This window comes from Paramylibacter kogurei, from assembly GCF_002742285.1.
Classification (GTDB): domain Bacteria; phylum Pseudomonadota; class Alphaproteobacteria; order Rhodobacterales; family Rhodobacteraceae; genus Amylibacter; species Amylibacter kogurei.
In genome coordinates this window covers 1-21,807 of record NZ_MDGM01000014.1, presented here as the reverse complement: position 1 = coordinate 21,807, position 21,807 = coordinate 1, and the positions used below count along the sequence as shown (strand labels likewise).

Here is a 21,807-nt window from a genome sequence, read left to right as displayed (position 1 = left end):
GTTGCGGCCTTTTTACATCATATTTTATACCCAAGGGGCTGATTTTTTGTATTTTTCTTCAAAACTATCAATTGATTGGACTTTTTGCATTGTTAAACCAATGTCATCCAAACCATTCAGCAGACAGTGTTTTTTGAAGCTATCAACCTCAAATTTAAATTCGGTTCCGTCAGTCGCGCTAATTGTTTGATTTTCCAAATCAACGCTAATGCGTGCATTTTCGCCGCGCTCTGCGTCTTCCATCAACACTGCAACTTGTTCTTTTGGAAGAACGATTGGCAAGATGCCATTTTTGAAACTGTTGTTATAAAAGATATCCGCAAATGATGTGGACACAATGACCTTGATGCCAAAATCACGCAATGCCCATGGCGCATGTTCGCGTGAAGAACCACAGCCAAAGTTATCCCCTGCAACGATTATTTCTGCTTTGCGATAAGCGGGTTTGTTTAAAACGAAATCTTCGATTTCATTCCCATTGTCATCAAAACGCATTTCATCAAACAGGTTCGCACCCAGTCCAGAACGCTTGATTGTTTTCAAAAACTGTTTTGGAATAATCATATCCGTGTCGATGTTGATCAACGGCATTGGTGCCGCGACACCCGATACATTTTCAAACTTTTCCATGTCTTAGGTCTCCTTACCTAATCGAAGATATCTTCCAACTCGTCCCATAACTCTTCTGCGATCTTATACAAAATGCGCGATGCATGAGACGGTTTTCTGGATTTCTTTTTGACTTTCTTTTTCTGCATTCCCAATTTCGTAAGCGCCTTTGGCGTTGTGGGTTGTGCAGAAATTTTTAACGGTTTCATTTCGTGGATGGGTGCAGCGCAATTTGCACAAGACAGCTCGTGGTGGTTCCCAACTTCGCGCAAACGCAAAACGGTGCGGGAACCACAAAACGAACAGGTTGCTATCTTGGTTAAATCAGGCACATACCGACCCTAGTTGAACTCACGAATATCAGTAAGCTTACCCGTAACCGCTGCCGCAGCCGCCATCGCAGGTGACAACAGATGTGTGCGCCCACCGCGGCCTTGGCGACCCTCGAAATTACGGTTAGATGTCGCCGCACAACGTTCCTCGGGCGCCAATTGATCTGGGTTCATCGCCAGACACATTGAACATCCTGCCATGCGCCATTCAAAACCCGCATCGATGAAAATCTGTGCCAGACCTTCTTCTTCTGCTTGGGCACGAACCAAACCCGAACCGGGAACAACCATCGCCCGCATTCCGTCTTTGATTTTCTTACCTTTCAACACAGCGGCAGCCGCACGCAAATCTTCAATGCGTCCGTTTGTGCATGATCCGATGAATACCGTATCAATCGCGATGTCAGACAATTTTTGGCCCGGTGTTAAACCCATATACGCCAGTGATCGCGCAACGGCGTCAACTTTGCCGCCTTCAAAATCGCTTGGGTTTGGGACAACCGCATCGATTGGCAACACGTCTTCTGGTGATGTGCCCCATGTGACGGATGGTGCGATATCTTCGCCAGCAATCGTAATGACCTTGTCAAAATGCGCATCTTCATCTGTGTAAAGATCGGCCCAATTCGCCATTGCCGCATCCCAATCCGCACCTTTTGGTGCATGAGGGCGGCCCTTAACGTAATCAAACGTTGTTTGGTCTGGTGCGATCAAACCTGCGCGTGCGCCGCCTTCAATTGCCATATTACAAACGGTCATACGACCTTCCATGGACAATTCGCGGATTGCTTGGCCACAATATTCGATCACATAACCGGTACCACCAGCGGTCCCTGTTTCACCAATCACCGTCATGGTGATGTCTTTGGCCGTTACACCGGGGCGCAATGAACCGGTGATTTCAACCTTCATGTTTTTGGATTTTTTCTGGATCAATGTTTGCGTGGCCAAAACATGTTCAACCTCGGATGTGCCGATACCATGTGCCAGCGCACCAAATGCACCATGCGTTGCGGTGTGGCTGTCACCACAAACAACGGTCATGCCTGGCAATGTCCAACCTTGTTCTGGGCCAACGATATGCACGATCCCTTGGCGCACATCGGACACAGGATAATAATGAATGCCAAAATCCTTGGCGTTCTTATCCAGCGCTTCCACTTGGATACGGCTTTCTTCGTTATCGATGCCGTTCACACGATCCGTTGTTGTTGGAACGTTGTGATCAGGCACGGCAATTGTTTTTTCTGGTGCACGCACGCCGCGCCCCGCAATGCGCAAACCTTCAAAGGCTTGTGGTGATGTGACTTCGTGAACCAAGTGGCGGTCGATATACAGCAAACATGTGCCATCATCGGCCTCGTGCGCGACATGCGCATCCCAGATTTTATCATATAATGTTTTTGGCGCGGACATATCTGTCTCCCTCGCTAGAATTTCAAAAAGAGTCTTCGGGCTGGGTGGCGGATTACAGGTCCGCCAACACCGTCAGCCGTGCACCGTGGAATCGCCACGGCAGGCGCGTTTTATCATCTATGTCGATAATCCGAGTCATAAACAGTCGATAAACCGAAATGCAGGTCACATTCAAGTGTCCAGCTTGCACCGCCCGCGATTATCAGCATAGTTATTCACAAGCGCAGGAGCACCAAATTGGCAGATGATATCATTGGTAAGGTTGCAGAAGCAGCCACAGTACAAAACGTAACCGATCAGGCCGTCGGGCTCTTTGCCCTTGGCGAAAACCTGATCAATCGCTTGTCGAGCAAATGGAGCCTGTATCAAATCGGGATCATCATTGGCCTGATCCTGTTATCCTATTGTGTGAAACTGGTTCTAAAGCCCAAAATTCGCGCGGCTCTTGGGAATTTACACGGGGTTCCAAAGCCCCTGTTGCGGATATTGGTTTTGCTCAACCAACGCATCGCGCTTATCCTGTTTGTGCTGTTCAGTTGGATCACCTATTTCATCATGCAAGCAGCAACATGGCCAAGCAGAAGCTATTTCATCGGGGTCGTTGCATCGCTTGCCACCGCTTGGGTGATCATTGCGGTGCTTACCAAATTGATCAACAACCGCACCATTCGCAAATTCGTTGCTTGGGGTGCTTGGGCCTATGCCACGCTGAAAATACTTAACCTTTGGGATGATACTGCAAACCTGTTGGAGACCATCGCCATTGATACAGGTGGAATCCGCATATCTGTGATGATGGTTTTAACGGCGATCGTCACACTTGGTGTGTTGTTCGCGCTGGCCAATGTGCTGAACCGATCTGGTGCGCGCCAAATTCACAACGCCCAAGATATGTCACCCTCGATCAAGGCATTGCTGACAAAGGCACTGCAACTATTGCTTTACGGTGGCGCATTGTTGTTTTCCTTGCGTGCGGTCGGCTTTGATCTGGGCAGCTTGGCATTGCTCTCTGGTGCGATTGGTTTGGGTATCGGTTTTGGTCTGCAAAAAATTGTGTCCAACCTTATTTCGGGCATCATCATCCTCTTGGATAAATCAATCAAACCAGGCGATGTGATTTCGCTCGATGGCACATTTGGCTGGATCACCCAATTGGGTGCGCGTTACGCATCCATCACCACACGCGATGGGCGCGAATATCTGGTTCCAAACGAAGATTTCATCACGAACCAAGTTATCAACTGGACGCATAGTTCGGATTTCGTCCGCCTCGATATTCATTTTGGGGTTTCTTATGACAGCGACCCGCATTTCGTCAAAAAAATCGCAACCGATGCACCGCTTTCGGTCAATCGCGTGGTCAGCTCACCCGCACCCGTTTGTCACATCATCAATTTCGGCGACAGCTCGATTGATTTCAAACTCCGCTTCTGGATCAAAGACCCAACCAGTGGTCTGACAAACATTCGCGGCAATGTTTATCTCGCGCTTTGGGATACATTGAAAGAGCACAATATTGAAATCCCATACCCACGGCGTGATGTTCATATGTTCACGGAGCCAAACCAACGCCCAGAGCCCACAAAACTGCCCGAAGATTAAGCGAAAACCACATCTCCATTTTGCTTAAATATCCGCTCACCGCAGGTGGCGTGCGCAATCGCGCACGCAATTTGCTATCAAATTGGTGAACCGTTTTCAAAAAACATATCGGCGGGGCGAATATGGCCTGTCACGATATCACGACGATTTTTATCTGCTGGATTCAACCGTTTCTGTACCATGGGGTGATTTTCATCTGCCACGCCCAATCGCACCAATAATGCCGCCATCGCCGCTTCGCTCGCACGTGTGGCACCATCTGCAATTTTCAATGCAACACCCAATCCACGTTCAGGCAAAATTGCGGTAAACACGCCTTCTGCGCCTGTTTTCACAACGGTGCCATTGTTCATTGCGCGCATCAATTCGGTACAAGCGCGGCCTTCACCGGCAACCAATTCTGGGAATTCAGCCATCGCCGCGGTCAACGCACGCGCCGCGTTCCCACGTGCAATGCCCATGTCGGAAACGGGTTTACCCATCCGCGCCATCGCCATGGCAAGACCACGTAAACTAATCGCCAAATTCGGGGCGGAACATCCATCAATCACATGCCCGCTGATATCTTCGCCCGCCATATCTTGTGTTGCCTGAACAATCGCCTTTTGCACGGGGTGATTAAATTCAATGTATTCTGATCCACCGCCCAAATGTTTGTTCAAAGTCAAAAATCCTGCATGCTTGCCGGAACAATTATTGTGGCGCTGATCTGGCTTATCGCCAGCACGGATCATTTCTGAACGATAATCAAGATCAGCGGTGCATTGCGGCCCACAGCGTAAATCTTGTTCTGCCAATCCGATGTCGCCTAACCACGATTCAACCGCATTCACATGGATCTTTGCACCCTGATGCGATGCACAAGACAGCGCCAATTGCGACGCATTCAACCCGAATTTTTCGGCCGCACCGCTTTCAATCAAAGGCAAGGCTTGCAGCATTTTACACGATGATCTTGGCAATATAATTGCGTCACTATCACCCCATTGCGCGATAACATCCCCGTTATGATCACAAACAACCGCATGGCCACGATGCACGCATTCCAGAAAATCGCCGCGCCAAACCTCTATTAAATCAACATATTTTGCCATTTTGCTGCCTTCTGTTTCATAAAATCCACGCTTGGCTTTTGGCATATTCAGGGGCTAGAAAACAGCGTTTCTTTTGCTATACTCACGCCAGAAACAAAGCCGAGAAACAAAAATGCGTTCAGCATTCATTCGGCAAGGCAGTAAGGCTTGGAGGCCAAGTAGGCAGTATGACGAACACATTTCTTAAAAACCTAGGCGTTTTGGCAGTTGCATCATGTATGTCAGTCAGCGCATCCGCACAAACATCGAACAATCTTGTGAATGCAAAAACCGATTGGTCTGTATTCCAAGAAAATAACAAATGCTGGATTGTATCCGCACCTAAATCCATCAAAATCACGCAAAATGGCAAAGCTGTGACAGCAAACCGTTCTGCGATTTTGTTATTTGTCACGTATGACAAATCAACGGGCGCAACTGGCGAAGTATCCTTTACCAGTGGCTATCCGCTCAAGGCAAACACACCTGTCAAATTGCAGATCGGATCATCTGGTTACACCCTCGTCCCCGAAGGCGAATGGGCATGGCCTGCATCCACAAGCGATGACAGCAAAATCCGTGCATCTATGCGCCGGGGTGCAACCGCTGTTATCACAGGTCAATCCGCGCGCGGCAAAACAACAACGGACACATTCTCGCTCAGCGGTTTCTCTGCTGCATTGGATGATGCGCAAAAACGTTGCGGATAAAGAATTGGTGACTTTGCGCCTGCGCAAACGCTAACCTCTTCTTATTCTGTTCGGATTACGATAAAGGCCACCATGCTCTCTGATTATGGGGGTCTTTTGATATAGGTGAGATATGACGGCAAATGCGCCCATAACCCAAGATTTATTGACGATTCCGCGCAAAGACGGCGAAGGTGCTTTGCCGAATCTGATCGGTATGCGTCGCGAATCTATGGGCGAAGCCTTGGCCGCAATTGGCATTCCTGAAAAACAGATCAAAATGCGCGTTGGGCAAATTTGGGCATGGATATATCAAAAGGGTGTGCAATCCTTTGATGACATGACCAATCTGTCCAAGGATATTCGTGCCAAACTGGCCGAAAATTTCACATTGTCACGCCCTGAAATTGTCACCCGTCAAATTTCCACCGATGGCACACGCAAATATTTGTTGCGCATCAATGGCGGGCACGAGGTAGAGGCGGTTTATATCCCTGAAACCGATCGCGGCACGCTGTGTATTTCATCGCAAGTGGGCTGTACCCTGACATGTTCATTCTGTCACACGGGCACGCAAAAGCTGGTGCGCAATCTGACGGCCGCTGAAATCATCGGCCAGGTTCTGGTTGCGCGTGACGATCTGGAAGAATGGGGAAAACCTGCGGGTGATAAACGCCTGTTATCCAACATCGTTTTGATGGGCATGGGTGAACCGCTTTACAACACAGACAACGTGCGCGATGCGATGTTGATCGCGATGGATAACGAGGGCGTCGCCTTATCACGCCGCCGCATTACATTATCCACATCGGGTATAGTTCCTGAAATCATCCGCGCAGGCGATGAAATCGGCTGTATGCTCGCGATCAGCTTTCACGCAACAACCGATGAGGTGCGCGATAAGCTGGTGCCAATCAATCGCAAACATAAAATCGCGGAATTATTGGATGCCTGTCGCAATTATCCGCGTCTGTCCAATTCCGAACGCATCACATTTGAATATGTCATGCTCAAAGATGTGAATGATAGCGACGAAGACGCACGCCGTTTGGTGAAATTGATTGCGGGTATCCCTGCGAAAATCAATCTGATCCCGTTCAATCCATGGCCGGGCGCACCTTATGAACGATCCGACTGGGATCGCATCGAAACATTTGCAGATATTGTAAACAAGGCCGGCTATGCCAGCCCCGTGCGCACCCCGCGCGGCGAAGACATTATGGCCGCATGCGGCCAACTTAAAAGCGCGACAGAACGCGCGAGAAAATCAGCGGCACAGATCGCAAAGGAAATAGAGGAATTATGAAACGACGTCGTTTTATTACAGGCGGAGCGATTGCAGCAATACTGACAAGCGCGAACACCGCATGGGCCAAGAAAAAACCCCAACGCGCCAAGTTCAAGGTTTATAACGGACCAGAGGTCACGGGCGTTATCATTTATAAGAAACGTCGCAAAATGAAGCTGCTTCATTTTGGTAAACCTTTGCGTGAATATGATATTGATCTTGGCTTTGCACCCAAGGGGCACAAGCTACGCGAAGGTGATGGTCGCACACCAGAGGGTCTTTATACGATCAACCGTGATAACCCCAACAGCAAATATTATCTCAGCTTGGGCATTTCATACCCCAATAGCCGTGATCGCGCGCGCGCCGAGGCTGCGGGTGTTTCACCAGGGGGTGATATTTTCATCCACGGTGGTCCACGTTATCGCGGAGAGCGTAACAAAAAAGATTGGACGCACGGTTGCATTTCGGTGTCAGACGCGGAAATGGAAGATATCTTTGCAATGGTCAAGATCGGCACACCGATCATGATTCATCCATAAATCAACGTATAAAATTCGGACGTGATGGGCATTAATTGCCCATCAATTGTGTCCACCAAATTTTACCGTTCTTTTGCTGATACCATGAAATACCAAGATAACGCGCTGATGGTTCCATAATCACCTCGCGCGTCAATGAATCAGCCATCCACGCATTCAACGTTTGCAAGTCACCTTCAAAGGTTTCAGAAATATTTTCACCCAGCAAAGTGCCCGTGTATCCCGCGCGATTCACCCGATCAATCGGTGATGATCCGTCCGATCCAAAATGCCAAGGGCGATTTTGACGTGACATGTCAAATGAATGCGTTTTGGCGGCTGCGATCAATTGTGGGGATAATTGCACCGCTTGCAAGCCTTTGGCGGTCCGCACCGCATTCACCGCGTCCAAATGACGGAACTGAATTTTGTTTTCATCGGCTGCGCTTATGCGGAAAACCTTGGTACCATCGCCTGTTGTTTCTGTGACATCAGGGCTACAGGCCACCAGCATCAAACTGGCAAAAATCAGCGCAACAATTCTTAACATGACAATGTTCCTTGCATTTAACCTGTCGATAATTACAGGCTTATTCATGTAATTTCAAACACTAGATAGACCTAAAAGTAAGTTTAACAACAGTTTGATTTGAAATCCGACGAATTCGGCCTTAAATTGCCAAGAAATCAGAAAAGGAATGGATTATGTCCAAAATCGGTTCAAAAATCTCGCGGCGCGTATTTTCTGCATCAGCAGCATCAACTTTGGCCTTTGGCACTTCTGCCTTGGCACAGGAAGACGCTGCCTTGGAAAATGATTTGCGGCTGGAACAAGCACCAACCGCATCTGGCCGGGTTGTGCGCAACATTTCCAGCTTTACCACGAAAGAGTGGCAACCGTATTTTAGCAATCTTAACAAGGGCGCCGTATTGGTAGACACCAAAAGCCGCGCATTGCATTTTTGGTCTGCGGATGGGCAAACATATAAATTGTTCCCAACCAGCGTGCCCGCCACACCTGAACTCACCCGTTTGGGGCGCACCAGTGTTATTCGCAAACGTGTTGGCCCCGATTGGCGCCCAACGCCATCTATGTTGAAACGCAACCCCGAATGGCCACCATACATTGCACCTGGTCCTGATAATCCCTTGGGCACACATGCGCTTTACCTAAGCTGGACTTATTATCGTATCCACGGCACGCATGACACACGCAAAATTGGGCGTCGTTCATCCAATGGCTGTATCGGTTTGTACAATCGCCATATCGCAGAATTATTTGACGACGTATCCGTCGGCACCCAGGTTCTGTTGATTTAGGATCGTTATATTTTGAATAACAAACGGCGCTCTATTCGGGCGCCGTTTCGGTTTTTAGCAACGCTTGCAACCCCGTTTTATAATCAGGGAATTTCAACGTCACCCCCAGCAGTTGTTTAATCCGATCATTTCGGACGCGTTTTGATTCCGCATAAAAACTGCGCGCCATCGGGCGCATCTCTGCGGTTTCGAAATCTTCGGGCATGGGCGCGGGAATGCCTAACAGCTTTGCACCATATGCAATCACATTTTGGGGTGGTGCGGCATCATCATCGCACACATTGAACAGGCTTCCCGCATCGGGATTTTTCATTGACGCAATCACGACCTGCGCAATGTCATCCACATGAATACGGCTGAACACTTGGTTTTTCTTGATGATGCAACGTGCCGTACCTGCACGCAATTTGGCAAACGGACCACGCCCAACACCATAAATCCCCGCCAGACGGAATATCACCAGCGGCAGGCCAAGTGCCTGCCATTCCTGCTCTGCTGCTTGGCGAAATTTGCCACGCCGCGTTGTTGGGTTCGGTGGCGTATCTTCGTCCACCCAGCCGCCATCGTGATCGCCATACACACCCGTTGTGGAAAGGTATCCAACCCATTCCAAGCGATCCTTTTGCGCCGCGATTTCATCGTCAAACGCACGCAACACCGCATCACCATATTCATCAGGTGCAACAGACGACAGGATATGCGTCGCCTTGGCAATAAAGGGTGTTAAATCGGTATCGGGCCAGATGATTGGGATCACGCCTTCGCCTTGTAAAACCTTTGCCTGTTCAACACTGCGCGTGGTTGCGTAAATCGTCCAACCATCATTAATCAAGCCCTTTGCAATCGCACGTGCACTATATCCATGCCCAATGCTCAACAAAACCTTACCCATGCGTTCGCTCCAATTCACTTAACGCCCAGTTGGCCGCATCAACCACCGTTTCATCCCCATCCGATATCAGCCGTTTTGCAACATCACGCAACCCCGCATCTCCCGAATTGCCAATCGCATATAATACATTGCGAATAAACTGATTGCGCCCAATGCGTTTGATCGGGTTCTTGGAAAACAATGTGCGAAACTGGGCGTCATCCAACATCGCCAACTCCGTCAATTTTGGCGCGGTTAATTCGCTGCGTGCGGTATAACCTATATCGCGTGCTTCGGTGGCAAATTTGTTCCATGGGCACACCGCCAAACAATCATCACAACCATAAATCCGATTGCCCAACAACGGGCGCAGATCAACATCAACCGGCCCCTTATGTTCAATGGTTAGATATGAAATGCAACGCCGCGCATCCAAACGATACGGTGCCGGAAATGCATCTGTGGGGCAAACATCCAAACAGGCGCGGCATGATCCGCAATGATCCACCTCGCCCGTATCCTTGGCAAAATCAACGGTGGTGAAAATCGCACCCAGAAAAAACCAACTGCCCAGATCGCGCCCCACCAGATTGGTATGTTTCCCCTGCCAGCCAAGCCCCGCCGCCGCACCCAACGGTTTTTCCATCACAGGGGCAGTGTCCACAAATACCTTTATCTCCGTTCCCGCCGCCTGTTCGATCAACCAACGACCCAATCGTTTCAGGCGCTTTTTCACCATGTCATGATAATCGCGATTTTGCGCATACACCGAAATCGCCGCACGATCAGGGTGTTGCAAAATATCCAGCGGATCATGTTCAGGCGTATAAGGTTCCGCCAGCATAATCACCGATTTTGCTTCGGGCCATAATTCCGCAGGATTGCCGCGCCAATGCATCCGATCAGCCATCCACGCCATTTGCCCATGCATACCCGCATCAACAAATTCCGCTAATCGTGCGGGCGCCAGTGGAATTGCATCAGGCGCACAGATGCCCATCTTGGCAAAGCCTTCTGCATATGCCTGCTTTTCCAGTGCATCACGCAGGGGCTGCACCCCAGCTGTCACTAGAAATCCAAATTGGCGTAATGCGGTGGTTGTGGGAAACCTGACAATTGATCAGACAACAATGATCGAAACGCGGGGCGCGATTTGATTGTCGCGTACCAGTCTTTGACCAACGGTGCACGGTTCCAATCCACATCAGAAATGTAATCCAAACAGCTTAGCTGCGCCGCGGCGGAAAAATCTGCAAGGCTTAACATATTTCCACCCAACCAGCGGCGGCGATCCAACAGCCAAGACATATAATCAAGATGCATTTTAATTTGGCGTGCACCCTCTTTTACATTTGTGCTTTCGGGGTATCCAACACCTGTGATGCGTTTCATCATCCGCTCGCCCAACAGGTTCACCGTCACATCGCGATAAAATTTATCGTCAAACCAACTGACCAAGCGGCGCACTTCGGCGCGCTCTTCTGGGGTGCGGGGCAACAATGGCGGGTTTGGGTGTTTTTCCTCAAGATATTCACAAATCGCATTTGATTCACTCAAGATGAAATCATCCACCTTTAACACAGGGACTTTGCCAGCGGGGTTAAGGCGGCGAAATTCGGAACGCTCTTCCCAGAAACGTTCTTCGATCAATTCAACCTCGATCTTCTTTTCGGCCAAAACCAAACGGGCTTTGCGCGAAAAGGGCGACAATGGAAAATGATAGAGTCTATGCATCATATGTTCATTTTATTGGGGTGTACCCCATCCTTGTGACAAGAGTTGAATGATTTTTCAACACCTAGAAACACTTATCACGCCCATCGGCGGCAATTGTCCGTGCACCAGACATCACGCGGCGGGTTTTATTGCGGGTGGATTGTGTTGGGCGGCTCGCGGATCGTTGTTGCGGGTTGGGTAAAATCGCGGCCAAACGCGCGGCTTGTAATGCACTTATATTTTTTGGGGATGCGCCAAAATAATGTTTCGCTGCTGCGCTTGCGCCAAACACGCCAGCGTCGAATTCGGCCACGTTTAAATAAACCTCTACGATGCGTTTTTTCGGCCAGATGATTTCAATTAGGATGGTAAATCCCGCTTCCAATCCTTTGCGCAGCCATGTGCGATCATGCCACAAGAACACATTTTTTGCCACTTGTTGGGTGATGGTCGAACCACCCCGATTACCCCCGTCTTCCCATGCATCCTTGATCGCGTCCAAATCAAACCCGCTGTGCAGACAAAAATTCGCATCCTCTGCGGCGACCACGGATAATGGCATGTGGCGCGAAAAATCATCAAGCGCTGTCCATTCTTGTTTAATCGCACCCAATCGGTGACGTTCCTCCAAGATGTAAATCCCGTTGGGCGGATTAACGAAGCGAAACAAAACAACCAACAAAATGCACAGCGCAAAAAACCCTAGCACGCCGCGCCAAATCCAACGCCATACACGCGCAAGAACCCCGCGTTTTTTAACGGGCTTTTTGCTGGTCTTTGCCTTTGGCTTTGCGCTGGTTTTTGATTTGCGCGGTGCTGATTTTTTGGACGTCGTCTTTGCCATGCCAACCTATTGTTTGATCATCAGACTAGCCAAACCAGCACAATATTCCTAGCGCCAAAAAACAAGGGGCGCAAAACGCGCCCCTTTGAAAATTATGCTGATTTTTGTGCGCTTTCAGATCGCAAAGGATGCGGAATACGCGACATCATTTCTTTGGGACAGACCTGCACAAAATGCGCCAGTTCTTCTTCCCAGTGATGCAAGATTTGCGCGCCCTTCGGGCTTCGCGTTTCGGCCACATGTTCTGTGATCAAATCTTTTAGCTGTTCTTGCCAATGGGCCACGGTTACGGGCGCTGTTTCAAGGCTTTCCATATTGGCAACATCTGCAAACTTGCCTTCGGGGTCGTAGATATACGCCATGCCACCCGTCATACCTGCGCCAAAGTTTGCACCAACCGATCCAAGGATCACAGCAACACCACCGGTCATGTATTCACAACCGTTGGAACCACAACCTTCGATCACCACAGATGCACCAGAATTACGCACACCAAAACGCTCACCTGCACGACCATTGGCAAATAGTTTCCCATCCGTCGCACCATAAAGCACCGTGTTACCAACAATGGTGTTTTCCGCCGCGATCAACGGGCTTGCCAATGGTGGGCGCACCACGATTTTACCGCCCGACAAACCTTTGCCGACGTAATCATTTGCATCACCCGACACTTCCAATTTCAGGCCAGGTGCTGCGAACGCGCCCAATGATTGCCCCGCGGAACCTGTCAATTTGATTGTCAGGTGATCCTCTTGCAATTCATTGCGCATCCCAAAACGTTTGACGATATGGGATGATACGCGGGTGCCGATGGTACGATGCGTATTTTGCACCGCATATGACAGCTGCATTTTTTCACCGTCTTTGAAAAACGGTTCAGCATCGCGCACGATTTCCGCATCCAGCGTATCTGGCACTGCTTGGCGATCACGATTGCGATCGTATTTAATGGATTGCGAACCATCCACGCTGATCAACAACGGGTTCATATCCAGATCATCCAGATGCGCAGACCCGCGCGAAACCTGTGCCAGCATATCGGCGCGCCCAATCACTTCGTCCAATGAACGCATGCCAAGGCTTGCCAATACTTCACGCACCTCTTGGGCATAGAATGTGATCAGGTTCACAACCTTATCCGCATTACCAGTGAATTTTTTGCGCAGCTCTGGGTCTTGCACACAGACACCAACGGGGCATGTGTTTGATTGGCACTGACGCACCATAATACAGCCCATGGCGATCAATGCTGCCGTGCCGATACCGTATTCTTCCGCACCCAACATGGCCGCCATGACGATATCTTTACCAGTGCGCAATCCACCATCGGTGCGCAATGTCACACGATCACGCAGATTGTTCATCGCCAAAACTTGGTGTGCCTCTGACAGGCCCATTTCCCATGGCAGACCAGCATGTTTAATCGATGTCGCAGGGGACGCACCCGTGCCACCGTTGTGACCCGAAATCAGGATCACATCGGCCTTGGCCTTGGCCACACCAGCGGCGATTGTGCCAACCCCTGATGAAGAAACCAGTTTCACCGTCACCTTGGCGCGTGGATTGATCTGTTTCAGATCATAAATCAACTGTGCCAAATCCTCGATCGAATAAATATCGTGATGTGGGGGTGGTGAAATCAATGTCACACCCGGTGTTGAATGGCGCAAACGTGCGATCAATTCGGTCACTTTGATACCTGGCAATTGGCCACCCTCGCCTGGCTTGGCCCCTTGGGCGACCTTGATTTCCAGCTCTTCACATTGGTTCAGATATTCCGCTGTTACGCCAAAACGCCCTGATGCCACCTGTTTGATTTTCGCAGACGGGTTATCACCATTTGGTTCTGGTACGAAATGTGCGGGATCTTCGCCGCCCTCGCCGCTATCGGATTTTGCACCGATACGGTTCATCGCAACGTTCAATGTTTTATGCGCCTCTGGCGATAGCGCCCCCAATGACATTCCCGGTGTCACGAAACGTTTGCGAATTGCGGTGATGCTTTCGACTTCATCCACAGAAATTGGTTTCACGGCCGCTTTGAAATCCAACAAATCACGCAGATGAATCGGCGGATTGCTTTGCATTGCTTTGCTGTACTGTTTCCACAAATCATATGATGCGCGGTCACAGGCGGCTTGTAGCATGTGCATTGTTTGCGCTTCCCAAGCGTGTTTTTCACCGGAACGGCGTGATTTGTAAAAACCACCGATGGGCAAGATATCTTGGCCTTGCTTCCAACCTTTGGCGTGAACGGCGGTGACTTTGCGCTGAATACCGTGCAGACCGATGCCTGAAATGCGGCTTGGCATTCCGGGGAAGAATTCCGCAACCATTGCGCGGGACAATCCAACCGCCTCGAAATTCAAACCACCGCGATAGGATGAAATCACCGAAATCCCCATCTTGGCCATGATTTTCAACAAACCTTGGTTGATCGCCTCTTTGTAACGCGCAACTGCGGTTTCAAGCGTGCAATCCAACAAGCCACGATCAATTCGATCGGCCAAACTATCCAATGCCAAATAAGCATTCACAGTGGTTGCACCTGCGCCGATCAACACGGCAAAATAATGTGGGTCAATACATTCACCCGATTGCACGTTGATCGAACAGAATGTCCGCAACCCCGCCGCAGTCAGCCATGAATGCACCGCAGATGTTGCCAAAATCATCGGCATTGCAACCTTGTTTTCATCCTGCGCTTTGTCGGTCAAAATGATTTGACCAGCACCGGAACGCACGGCCTCTTCGGCACTTGCGCGGATACGTTCAACCGCAGTGCGAAGCCCCCGTTCATCCGATCCATCAAATGTACAATCAATGGTGGTGACCGCCTTGCCGAATTGTTCCACCATCGCAGCGAAACGAGCGTTGGATACAAAGGGGCTTGATAACGTCAAAATCTCGGTTTGTTCATTGCTTTCGTCCAGCACATTCCCAAGGTTCCCAAACCGCGTGCGCAGACTCATCACGCGGCTTTCACGCAGGCTGTCAATCGGTGGGTTGGTGACTTGGCTAAAATTCTGACGGAAAAAATGGGACAATGGGCGATACATATCGGACAGAACCGCCGATGGCGTATCATCACCCATGGATGCCAGTGTTTCTTTGCCGTCCTCGGCCATTGGGTGCAGGATCATTTCCAATTCTTCGATGGAATAACCCGCCGCCACTTGGCGTTTGCGCAATGCATCACCGCTAAATTCTACGATCTCTTTTTTCGCGGCTGTCACGTCATCCAAATCGATCACGGATTTCACCCATTCACCGAATGGTTTTTTCGCAGCCAGCGTGTCCTTAAGTTCTGCATCATGGAACAGGCGTTTTTCTTTCATGTCCACGGCCAACATTTGCCCCGGGCCAAGCGCGCCTTTTTCCATCACGGTCACTTCGTCGGTGGGCACCATGCCCGCCTCTGAACCTGCGATAACCAAACCATCGCCAGTGATGACATAACGCATCGGACGCAAACCGTTGCGATCCAAACCTGCAACAACCCAGCGCCCATCGGTCATTGCCAATGCGGCGGGGCCATCCCAAGGTTCCATCACAGAATTGCAATATGAATACATGTCCAACCACGATTGTGGCAGATCATCATTGGCGGAACTTTCAGGAACCAAAATCGTTTTCGCCATCGGCGCTGAACGCCCAGCGCGCACCAATGCTTCGAACACGGAATCAAGCGCACCTGAATCGGATGAACCCGCTGGGATCACTGGTTTAATATCTTCGGCGTATGACCCAAAAGATTTGGAAGCCATGCGAATTTCGTGGGATTTCATCCAATTCACATTACCCTTTAATGTGTTGATCTCGCCGTTATGCGCCAACATGCGGAACGGTTGCGCCAACCACCATTGTGGGAATGTGTTTGTGGAATAACGTTGATGGTAAATCGCAAAAGCGGATTCAAAACGCTCATCCATCAGATCGGGGTAAAACACCGCAACCTGTTCGGCCAGCATCATGCCCTTGTAAATGATCGAACGGCACGACAATGAACACACGTAAAAATCTTTGATCTGACTTGCGACCACCTGTTTTTCAATACGACGGCGAATAACATAAAGCTCGCGTTCAAATGTTTCTTCGTCCACACCCTTGGAATTGGAAATCAGGATCTGTTCAATTTCTGGGCGCGTTGCGTTTGCCTTTTCACCCAGACAAGACACATCAACGGGCACATGGCGCCAGCCGTAAATGTAATACCCCATTCGCAACACTTCGGTTTCCACAATGGTACGACATGTTTCTTGGGCTGCGAAATTTGTGCGTGGCAAGAATACTTGGCCAACAGCAATCATTTCACCCTTGCGTGGCACATGGCCCGTACGTTCCACCTGATCATAGAAAAACGGCACAGGGATTTGCACATGGATACCCGCACCATCGCCGGTTTTACCATCCGCATCAACCGCACCACGATGCCAAATCGCCTTGAGCGCGGCAATCGCGTTTTCAACAACTTTGCGTGTCTTTTCGCCATCAATGGCAACAACCAACCCAACCCCACAAGAGCTATGCTCGTCGGCCTCTGAATACATGCCATGTTCGGCCACAAAGGCGCGCTTGGCTTCTTGGTCTGCTTTCCAAGCTGCATCATATTTTGTCATTGCTTTATCCTTTCGTCGGGTCGCATAAAACGCCGCTGCGCGATGCGATATTTTCTGGCTTGGGGTTAGACCCCGAAATTTGCTTGTATTCTGATTGGCGTCTTCACTGATCCCAAGGATGTTGAGACAGATCAGTTGACCTATTAATCTTTACGGGTTGCAATGCTGTCCGATGGTTGTCCGACAGTTGTCCCACGCATGTCTCCCACATGTCCGACAGCCAATTTTGGGCATTTATGAACAGGTTGATGATCATTCTGCAGCCACTGCAGATGCGTTATTCAGATAATCCAAAATGCTGTCCGCCGCTTCGCGACCATCGCGAATGGCCCAAACAACCAATGACGCACCGCGCACGATGTCACCCGCCGCAAAAACCCCATCCATGGCTGTTGCGTGGGTTTGGAAATCGGCCTTTACCGTGCCCCAGCGGGTCACTTCCAACTCGGGTGTATCCCACAATTTTGGCAATTCTTCTGGGCTGAAACCCAATGCTTTGATCACCAAATCGGCATCTTCTGTGTAATCCGCACCGGGGATTTCCTCGGGGCTTTGGCGGCCAGATGCGTCTGGTGCACCAAGACGCATTTTGGAAACAACAACGCCTGAAACATCGCCTTCGCCTGTGAACCCTTTTGGGGCAGACAGCCAGACAAATTCAACGCCTTCTTCGATCGCATTTTGTGTTTCGCGTTGTGAACCGGGCATGTTTTTCTGATCGCGACGATACAAACATTTGACCGAAGTCGCACCTTGGCGAATGGCTGTGCGCACACAATCCATTGCGGTATCACCACCACCAATGACCACAACCTTTTTGCCCTTGGCGGATAATTCACCACTTTCAATTTCAGGCACAGTGTCACCAAAATTCAAACGATTTGACGCAGTCAGATAATCAATCGCTTTGACAATGCCAGTGTTGCCCGCACCGGGCCCACCCAAATCGCGAGACTTGTAAACACCAGTGCCAATCAGGATTGCATCATGTTTTGCACGCAGATCGGCAAAGCTGATATCAACACCGATATTGGTGTTCAGCACAAATTCAACACCGCCATCCGACAACAATTTATTGCGCCGCATCACGACATCTTTTTCCAACTTGAACCCCGGGATACCATATGTCAGCAATCCACCCGCGCGATCATAACGATCATAAACGGTCACTTGCACACCTTGGCGGCGCAACATATCAGCAGCGGCCAAACCAGCAGGGCCCGCACCAATAATGCCAACGGATTCTTTGCGCTCGGCAAATGGTTTTGCGGCCTTAACCCAGCCCTTTTCCCATGCCGTATCGGTGATATATTTTTCCACCGATCCGATTGTCACCGTGCCATGGCCCGATTGTTCAATCACACAGTTGCCTTCGCACAGACGATCCTGTGGGCAAATGCGGCCACAGATTTCTGGGAAAGTGTTCGTTGCCTGTGAAATTTCATAGGCTTCTTCCAAACGCCCCTCTGCCGTCAGGCGGAGCCAGTCTGGAATGTTGTTATGCAGTGGACAATGGGATTGGCAAAACGGGACGCCACATTGCGAACAACGGCTTGCTTGTTCCTCTGCTTTGGCGGCGGCGAACTCTTGATAGATTTCATCGTAATCTTTTTTACGTAAATCTGGCACACGTTTTTGGGGCATGTCCCGTTCTACGTTTACAAATTTCAGCATTTTTTGCTGTGCCATCGCTTGCCTCTTTATCTTGCTAACACGTTTGCGCGTGTTTTAACCAAGCAGAGAGGGAATGAAAAGTCAACTTTACTGACCTATTTGCGGGAAATTTGATATATTTGAAAGTTACGTAACAGAAATTCAACAAATTTAGGTAACTTTAACTTACCTAAATTGGCAATTCCCTTTGAATCCAAAGGTTTTTATGGTCACCCTAACGAATCAAGGATGAACCATGTCATTGTTTTATTTATTACTTCTTGCGGTGATTCAGGGAATCACTGAATTTTTGCCCGTATCATCATCGGGGCATCTTGCATTGCTTCCAGCGCTCACTGGCGCACAGGATCAAGGGCAATTCATTGATGTTTCGGTGCATATCGGCACATTGGGCGCGGTTGTTCTGTATTTTTGGGCGGATGTGAAATCTGCGTTTTTCGGATCGTTGCGCTTGATCTTGGGCAAGGTTGATACAGATGGCGCAAAGCTTGCATTGCTTTTGATCATTGCCACCATCCCCGTGATCATCATCGGTTTTATCCTCAAGCTCACAGGCCTGTCCGATGCCATGCGCTCGATCAAGGTGATCGGCTGGGCCATGCTGATCTTTGGTATCGTTCTGTATTGGGCCGATCAAAAAGGTGCACAGACCAAGGCGCAATCGGATTGGAACCTGCCCGATGCAATCAAACTTGGCCTGTGGCAGGCGGTGGCGTTGATCCCAGGCACATCGCGTTCTGGCATCACCATCACAGGTGCGCGCCAAATGGGATACACACGTGAAGATGGTGCAAAAATCGCCATGCTCATGTCGATCCCAACGATCATCGCATCGGGTGTATTGCTGGGTCTGGATGTTGCGAAAAACGCGGATTGGGCCATGGCAAAGGATGGCGCAATTGCCGCGGTGTTTGCATTCGCGGCTGCGTTGCTCGCGCTGTCATTGATGATGAAGCTGCTCAAATCCGTCAGCTTCACCCCATATGTTATTTATCGCGTAATTTTGGGCATCGCGTTACTGGCATATGCCTACGCTTAGGTACGAAGGTTTTTACCAGATTCCGTCAGTTCGGTGTATTGTCCATACGGGCGGTGACAATACAGATATTCATCCAAAACCGCATCCATGGCGGTGGGTGTAATTTTCAACGTGCTAAATGTTTTTGCACCCGTTGAAATCACATTATCCACACGCAAACCTTTCACCTGATCGGGTGTCAGGATTGTGTTTTGGAATAATCCAAGCGTAAGTGTTTGCGCCAAATTAAATCCCCACGCTTTCATCCGCGCGATGACAAACGGCACAGGGATGACAATGCGATTGCGGCGCACTGATTTTTGCATCCGCGCGATCAGATCTGCGAAACTTTCGATATCTGGCCCGCCAAGCTCGTAAACGCCACCCGCGGCCTGACCCATGATGCCCTGCTCTGCTGCGGCGGCAACATCATCCACATACACAGGTTGGAACAATGTGTTGCCACCCACCAATGGGATCACTGGAAAATATTTTGCCATCTTGGCAAAGCGGTTGAAAAATTCATCTTCTGGTCCGAAAATCACGCCAGGGCGCAGGATCATCGCAGATTTGAAATGTTCCTTCACGGCGGCTTCGCCAGCGGCCTTGCTTTGTGAATATTCGCTTTCTGCATCAGCGTCCGCACCCAGTGCCGAAATATGCACCAGCTCTGCCACGCGTTCCTGTTTCGCAATCCGCGCAATGCGTGCCGCGCCATCCACATGCACCGCATCAAAATTGTTTTTGCCCTTTGCGTCAAACGTACCAACACAGTTGACCACCGCATCCGCACCCGCAATCGCCGCACGTACAGATGCATCGTCGCGCACATTTGCCAAAATCGGCTCAACCTGACCAACGCTACCGTAGGGGCGCACAAACATAGCCTCGTTTGGACGGCGCACAGCGACGCGAACACGCCAACCCTGTTTCGCCATACGACGCGCGATATAGCGGCCAACAAAGCCAGATCCACCAAAGATCGTTACCAATTTAGGAGTTGCGGTCATGAAACGCTCCGACATTAAAAGAATTCAATACAGCCATTACCGCGACCAAGCCGCGCAAACAAGTTGGAATCGCGATTTTGTGTGACTCTTGGCGTTGACTTGTCCCAAAGTGGCGTATAAATCGCCCCAACGTGACCTGCCCAGGTGGCGGAATTGGTAGACGCGCCAGCTTCAGGTGCTGGTGTCTGTATGGACGTGGAGGTTCGAGTCCTCTCCTGGGCACCAAATAAACACAACATAACTATTTGTTTTCAAACAAAACATTTACATGATAAAGTCACCTTAGCTACATAACTAGTTACACAGGTGATTGAACATGGCGGTAAACCTTCGCATGAAATATGTACAAATTGATGCGAACAGACGTTTTCGATACCGCAGACGAATTCCAAATGAGCTTAAAAAGTTTTTCGGAAAATCGGAGTTCGTAAAAGTTCTTGGAATTACTGAAAAAGAAGCACTTCAAGTTTACGGAAATGTACATGGCGAATGTGAGCATTTACTGGCGATTGGTAAGGGTGGGGTCACCAACTCATCGGATATAACAACCAACGAACGCCTACAGGTTTTACTTAAACAATGGAATGCTGACCCTTTCAGTTCTGGACGAATTGACGAAGAGCAATCGTGGCGAGAAGAAGCGGCGTACAACATACTAAATAGTTACCACGAAGATAAGGATACGGGTCGGCTAATTGGAGTTTCACTCGAAGATAGTACAATGGTGAGCGCTCTTCTAAATGGTATTAGCAAAGAGAAACCCGAACCAACGCTAACTGATGCGTTTAAGTTTTACTTGAAAGAACATTCTGTAGAGGACGCGTATAAACAAAAAAAGCAGCATCAACGGTTTAGGCGTGTGGAACTGTGGCTACTCAAAATACTTCAAGAAGATAAAAGATTGTCCTTGATAGGAAGAACAGATGCAAGAAAATGGCGAGACGCAAGGAAAGAAAGCGGCGTCTCAGTAAGTTCCATAAAAAGAGAGTTAAACGATATTAAGGCCGTGTTTAATTGCGCAAGAAGCGAACTGTCTTAGCCCCTTAAAACTGTGCCATTATTTGTTAGAGGTAGGAGGATCAGATAATGGCTCGAAAGCGTTACAAAGATGAAGATGCTTTAAAGGTATTGCGGGAGATAGAAGTGCATTTGCATGATGGCTTAGATGTTGTGAGCTCTTGCCGAAAAGCAGGCATATCAGACAA

18 protein-coding genes and 1 tRNA gene are annotated in these 21,807 nt (G+C 49.5%); 8 read left to right on the top strand and 11 right to left on the bottom strand.

The genetic code is table 11. The features are described 5' to 3' along the window. Positions 1–24 precede the first annotated feature (24 nt). A complete protein-coding gene (gene leuD / locus BFP76_RS12765; protein ID WP_099594340.1) occupies positions 25–630 on the bottom strand; it encodes a 3-isopropylmalate dehydratase small subunit in 606 nt (201 codons plus the stop codon). Positions 631–950: 320 nt separating this feature from the next. Next, positions 951–2,357, bottom strand: a complete 1,407-nt coding sequence (leuC, locus tag BFP76_RS12760; protein ID WP_099594339.1) for a 3-isopropylmalate dehydratase large subunit — start codon at positions 2,355–2,357, stop codon at positions 951–953. Positions 2,358–2,594: 237 nt separating this feature from the next. Here leuC and BFP76_RS12750 point away from each other — a divergent pair, with 237 nt between their 5' ends. Beyond that, complete coding sequence (locus BFP76_RS12750) at positions 2,595–3,959, top strand: mechanosensitive ion channel family protein (RefSeq protein ID WP_240514061.1); 1,365 nt, start codon at positions 2,595–2,597, stop codon at positions 3,957–3,959. A gap of 77 nt (positions 3,960–4,036) precedes the next feature. On the opposite strand, the gene BFP76_RS12745 is transcribed toward BFP76_RS12750, so the two are convergent. Continuing rightward, positions 4,037–5,053 (bottom strand): asparaginase, encoded by a 1,017-nt coding sequence (locus BFP76_RS12745; protein ID WP_099594568.1) that lies wholly within the window; start codon positions 5,051–5,053, stop codon positions 4,037–4,039. A gap of 167 nt (positions 5,054–5,220) precedes the next feature. Between BFP76_RS12745 and BFP76_RS12740 the strand changes: the two genes are divergently transcribed. The 3 genes from BFP76_RS12740 to BFP76_RS12730 all read left to right on the top strand — a co-directional run bounded on the left by BFP76_RS12740 (position 5,221) and on the right by BFP76_RS12730 (position 7,551). Beyond that, on the top strand, positions 5,221–5,742 hold the full coding sequence (locus tag BFP76_RS12740; RefSeq protein ID WP_099594337.1) for an invasion associated locus B family protein: 522 nt from the start codon (positions 5,221–5,223) through the stop codon (positions 5,740–5,742). A gap of 112 nt (positions 5,743–5,854) precedes the next feature. After that, positions 5,855–7,027: a dual-specificity RNA methyltransferase RlmN gene (rlmN, locus tag BFP76_RS12735; protein WP_099594336.1), complete on the top strand. Its 1,173-nt coding sequence runs from the start codon at positions 5,855–5,857 to the stop codon at positions 7,025–7,027. Further along, complete coding sequence (locus BFP76_RS12730; RefSeq protein ID WP_099594335.1) at positions 7,024–7,551, top strand: L,D-transpeptidase family protein; 528 nt, start codon at positions 7,024–7,026, stop codon at positions 7,549–7,551. Before rlmN ends, BFP76_RS12730 begins: the two co-directional genes overlap by 4 nt. A 31-nt stretch (positions 7,552–7,582) precedes the next feature. Here BFP76_RS12730 and dalA read toward each other — a convergent pair whose 3' ends face one another. Continuing rightward, positions 7,583–8,080 carry a divisome-associated lipoprotein DalA gene (gene dalA / locus BFP76_RS12725; RefSeq protein ID WP_099594334.1) on the bottom strand — a complete coding sequence of 166 codons (498 nt, stop codon included), beginning with the start codon at positions 8,078–8,080 and terminating at the stop codon, positions 7,583–7,585. Positions 8,081–8,235: 155 nt separating this feature from the next. On the opposite strand from dalA, the gene BFP76_RS12720 reads away from it, so the two are divergent. Continuing rightward, a complete protein-coding gene (locus tag BFP76_RS12720; RefSeq protein WP_099594333.1) occupies positions 8,236–8,850 on the top strand; it encodes a L,D-transpeptidase in 615 nt (204 codons plus the stop codon). A 31-nt stretch (positions 8,851–8,881) separates the two neighbouring features. Here BFP76_RS12720 and BFP76_RS12715 read toward each other — a convergent pair whose 3' ends face one another. The 6 genes from BFP76_RS12715 to BFP76_RS12690 form a co-directional block, all read right to left on the bottom strand. After that, complete coding sequence (locus tag BFP76_RS12715; protein WP_099594332.1) at positions 8,882–9,742, bottom strand: SDR family oxidoreductase; 861 nt, start codon at positions 9,740–9,742, stop codon at positions 8,882–8,884. Next, positions 9,735–10,778, bottom strand: coding sequence for a tRNA epoxyqueuosine(34) reductase QueG (gene queG, locus BFP76_RS12710; RefSeq protein WP_099594567.1), 1,044 nt, complete (start codon positions 10,776–10,778; stop codon positions 9,735–9,737). Before queG ends, BFP76_RS12715 begins: the two co-directional genes overlap by 8 nt. 11 nt (positions 10,779–10,789) lie before the next feature. Further along, positions 10,790–11,455, bottom strand: a complete 666-nt coding sequence (gene fzlA, locus BFP76_RS12705) for an FtsZ-binding protein FzlA (RefSeq protein WP_099594331.1) — start codon at positions 11,453–11,455, stop codon at positions 10,790–10,792. A 64-nt stretch (positions 11,456–11,519) separates the two neighbouring features. Next, the gene (gene mtgA / locus BFP76_RS12700; RefSeq protein ID WP_099594330.1) at positions 11,520–12,281 is read right to left on the bottom strand and encodes a monofunctional biosynthetic peptidoglycan transglycosylase; all 762 of its coding nucleotides are present in this window, start codon (positions 12,279–12,281) and stop codon (positions 11,520–11,522) included. Positions 12,282–12,373: 92 nt separating this feature from the next. After that, entirely contained in the window at positions 12,374–16,900 is a 4,527-nt protein-coding gene (gltB, locus tag BFP76_RS12695; RefSeq protein WP_099594329.1) for a glutamate synthase large subunit, read from the bottom strand. Positions 16,901–17,152: 252 nt separating this feature from the next. Continuing rightward, a complete protein-coding gene (locus BFP76_RS12690; protein ID WP_099594328.1) occupies positions 17,153–18,589 on the bottom strand; it encodes an NAD(P)-dependent oxidoreductase in 1,437 nt (478 codons plus the stop codon). Positions 18,590–18,809: 220 nt separating this feature from the next. Between BFP76_RS12690 and BFP76_RS12685 the strand changes: the two genes are divergently transcribed. Then, positions 18,810–19,613, top strand: coding sequence for an undecaprenyl-diphosphate phosphatase (locus BFP76_RS12685; protein WP_099594327.1), 804 nt, complete (start codon positions 18,810–18,812; stop codon positions 19,611–19,613). On the opposite strand, the gene BFP76_RS12680 is transcribed toward BFP76_RS12685, so the two are convergent. After that, positions 19,610–20,602: a complex I NDUFA9 subunit family protein gene (locus BFP76_RS12680; RefSeq protein WP_099594326.1), complete on the bottom strand. Its 993-nt coding sequence runs from the start codon at positions 20,600–20,602 to the stop codon at positions 19,610–19,612. The two genes, BFP76_RS12685 and BFP76_RS12680, sit on opposite strands and share 4 nt — an antisense overlap. 138 nt (positions 20,603–20,740) lie before the next feature. Here BFP76_RS12680 and BFP76_RS12675 point away from each other — a divergent pair. After that, positions 20,741–20,827 (top strand) — tRNA-Leu (locus BFP76_RS12675). A gap of 91 nt (positions 20,828–20,918) precedes the next feature. Continuing rightward, positions 20,919–21,641: a hypothetical protein gene (locus tag BFP76_RS12670; RefSeq protein WP_133117438.1), complete on the top strand. Its 723-nt coding sequence runs from the start codon at positions 20,919–20,921 to the stop codon at positions 21,639–21,641. Positions 21,642–21,807: the final 166 nt, after the last annotated feature.

Coding starts and splice junctions, on each gene's coding strand:
- leuD (WP_099594340.1), bottom strand. CDS start 630: ATGGAAAAGTTTGAAAATGTATCGGGTGTCGCGGCACCAATGCCGTTG.
- leuC (WP_099594339.1), bottom strand. CDS start 2,357: ATGTCCGCGCCAAAAACATTATATGATAAAATCTGGGATGCGCATGTC.
- BFP76_RS12745 (WP_099594568.1), bottom strand. CDS start 5,053: ATGGCAAAATATGTTGATTTAATAGAGGTTTGGCGCGGCGATTTTCTG.
- BFP76_RS12740 (WP_099594337.1), top strand. CDS start 5,221: ATGACGAACACATTTCTTAAAAACCTAGGCGTTTTGGCAGTTGCATCA.
- rlmN (WP_099594336.1), top strand. CDS start 5,855: ATGACGGCAAATGCGCCCATAACCCAAGATTTATTGACGATTCCGCGC.
- BFP76_RS12730 (WP_099594335.1), top strand. CDS start 7,024: ATGAAACGACGTCGTTTTATTACAGGCGGAGCGATTGCAGCAATACTG.
- dalA (WP_099594334.1), bottom strand. CDS start 8,080: ATGTTAAGAATTGTTGCGCTGATTTTTGCCAGTTTGATGCTGGTGGCC.
- BFP76_RS12720 (WP_099594333.1), top strand. CDS start 8,236: ATGTCCAAAATCGGTTCAAAAATCTCGCGGCGCGTATTTTCTGCATCA.
- BFP76_RS12715 (WP_099594332.1), bottom strand. CDS start 9,742: ATGGGTAAGGTTTTGTTGAGCATTGGGCATGGATATAGTGCACGTGCG.
- fzlA (WP_099594331.1), bottom strand. CDS start 11,455: ATGCATAGACTCTATCATTTTCCATTGTCGCCCTTTTCGCGCAAAGCC.
- mtgA (WP_099594330.1), bottom strand. CDS start 12,281: ATGGCAAAGACGACGTCCAAAAAATCAGCACCGCGCAAATCAAAAACC.
- gltB (WP_099594329.1), bottom strand. CDS start 16,900: ATGACAAAATATGATGCAGCTTGGAAAGCAGACCAAGAAGCCAAGCGC.
- BFP76_RS12690 (WP_099594328.1), bottom strand. CDS start 18,589: ATGGCACAGCAAAAAATGCTGAAATTTGTAAACGTAGAACGGGACATG.
- BFP76_RS12685 (WP_099594327.1), top strand. CDS start 18,810: ATGTCATTGTTTTATTTATTACTTCTTGCGGTGATTCAGGGAATCACT.
- BFP76_RS12680 (WP_099594326.1), bottom strand. CDS start 20,602: ATGACCGCAACTCCTAAATTGGTAACGATCTTTGGTGGATCTGGCTTT.
- BFP76_RS12670 (WP_133117438.1), top strand. CDS start 20,919: ATGGCGGTAAACCTTCGCATGAAATATGTACAAATTGATGCGAACAGA.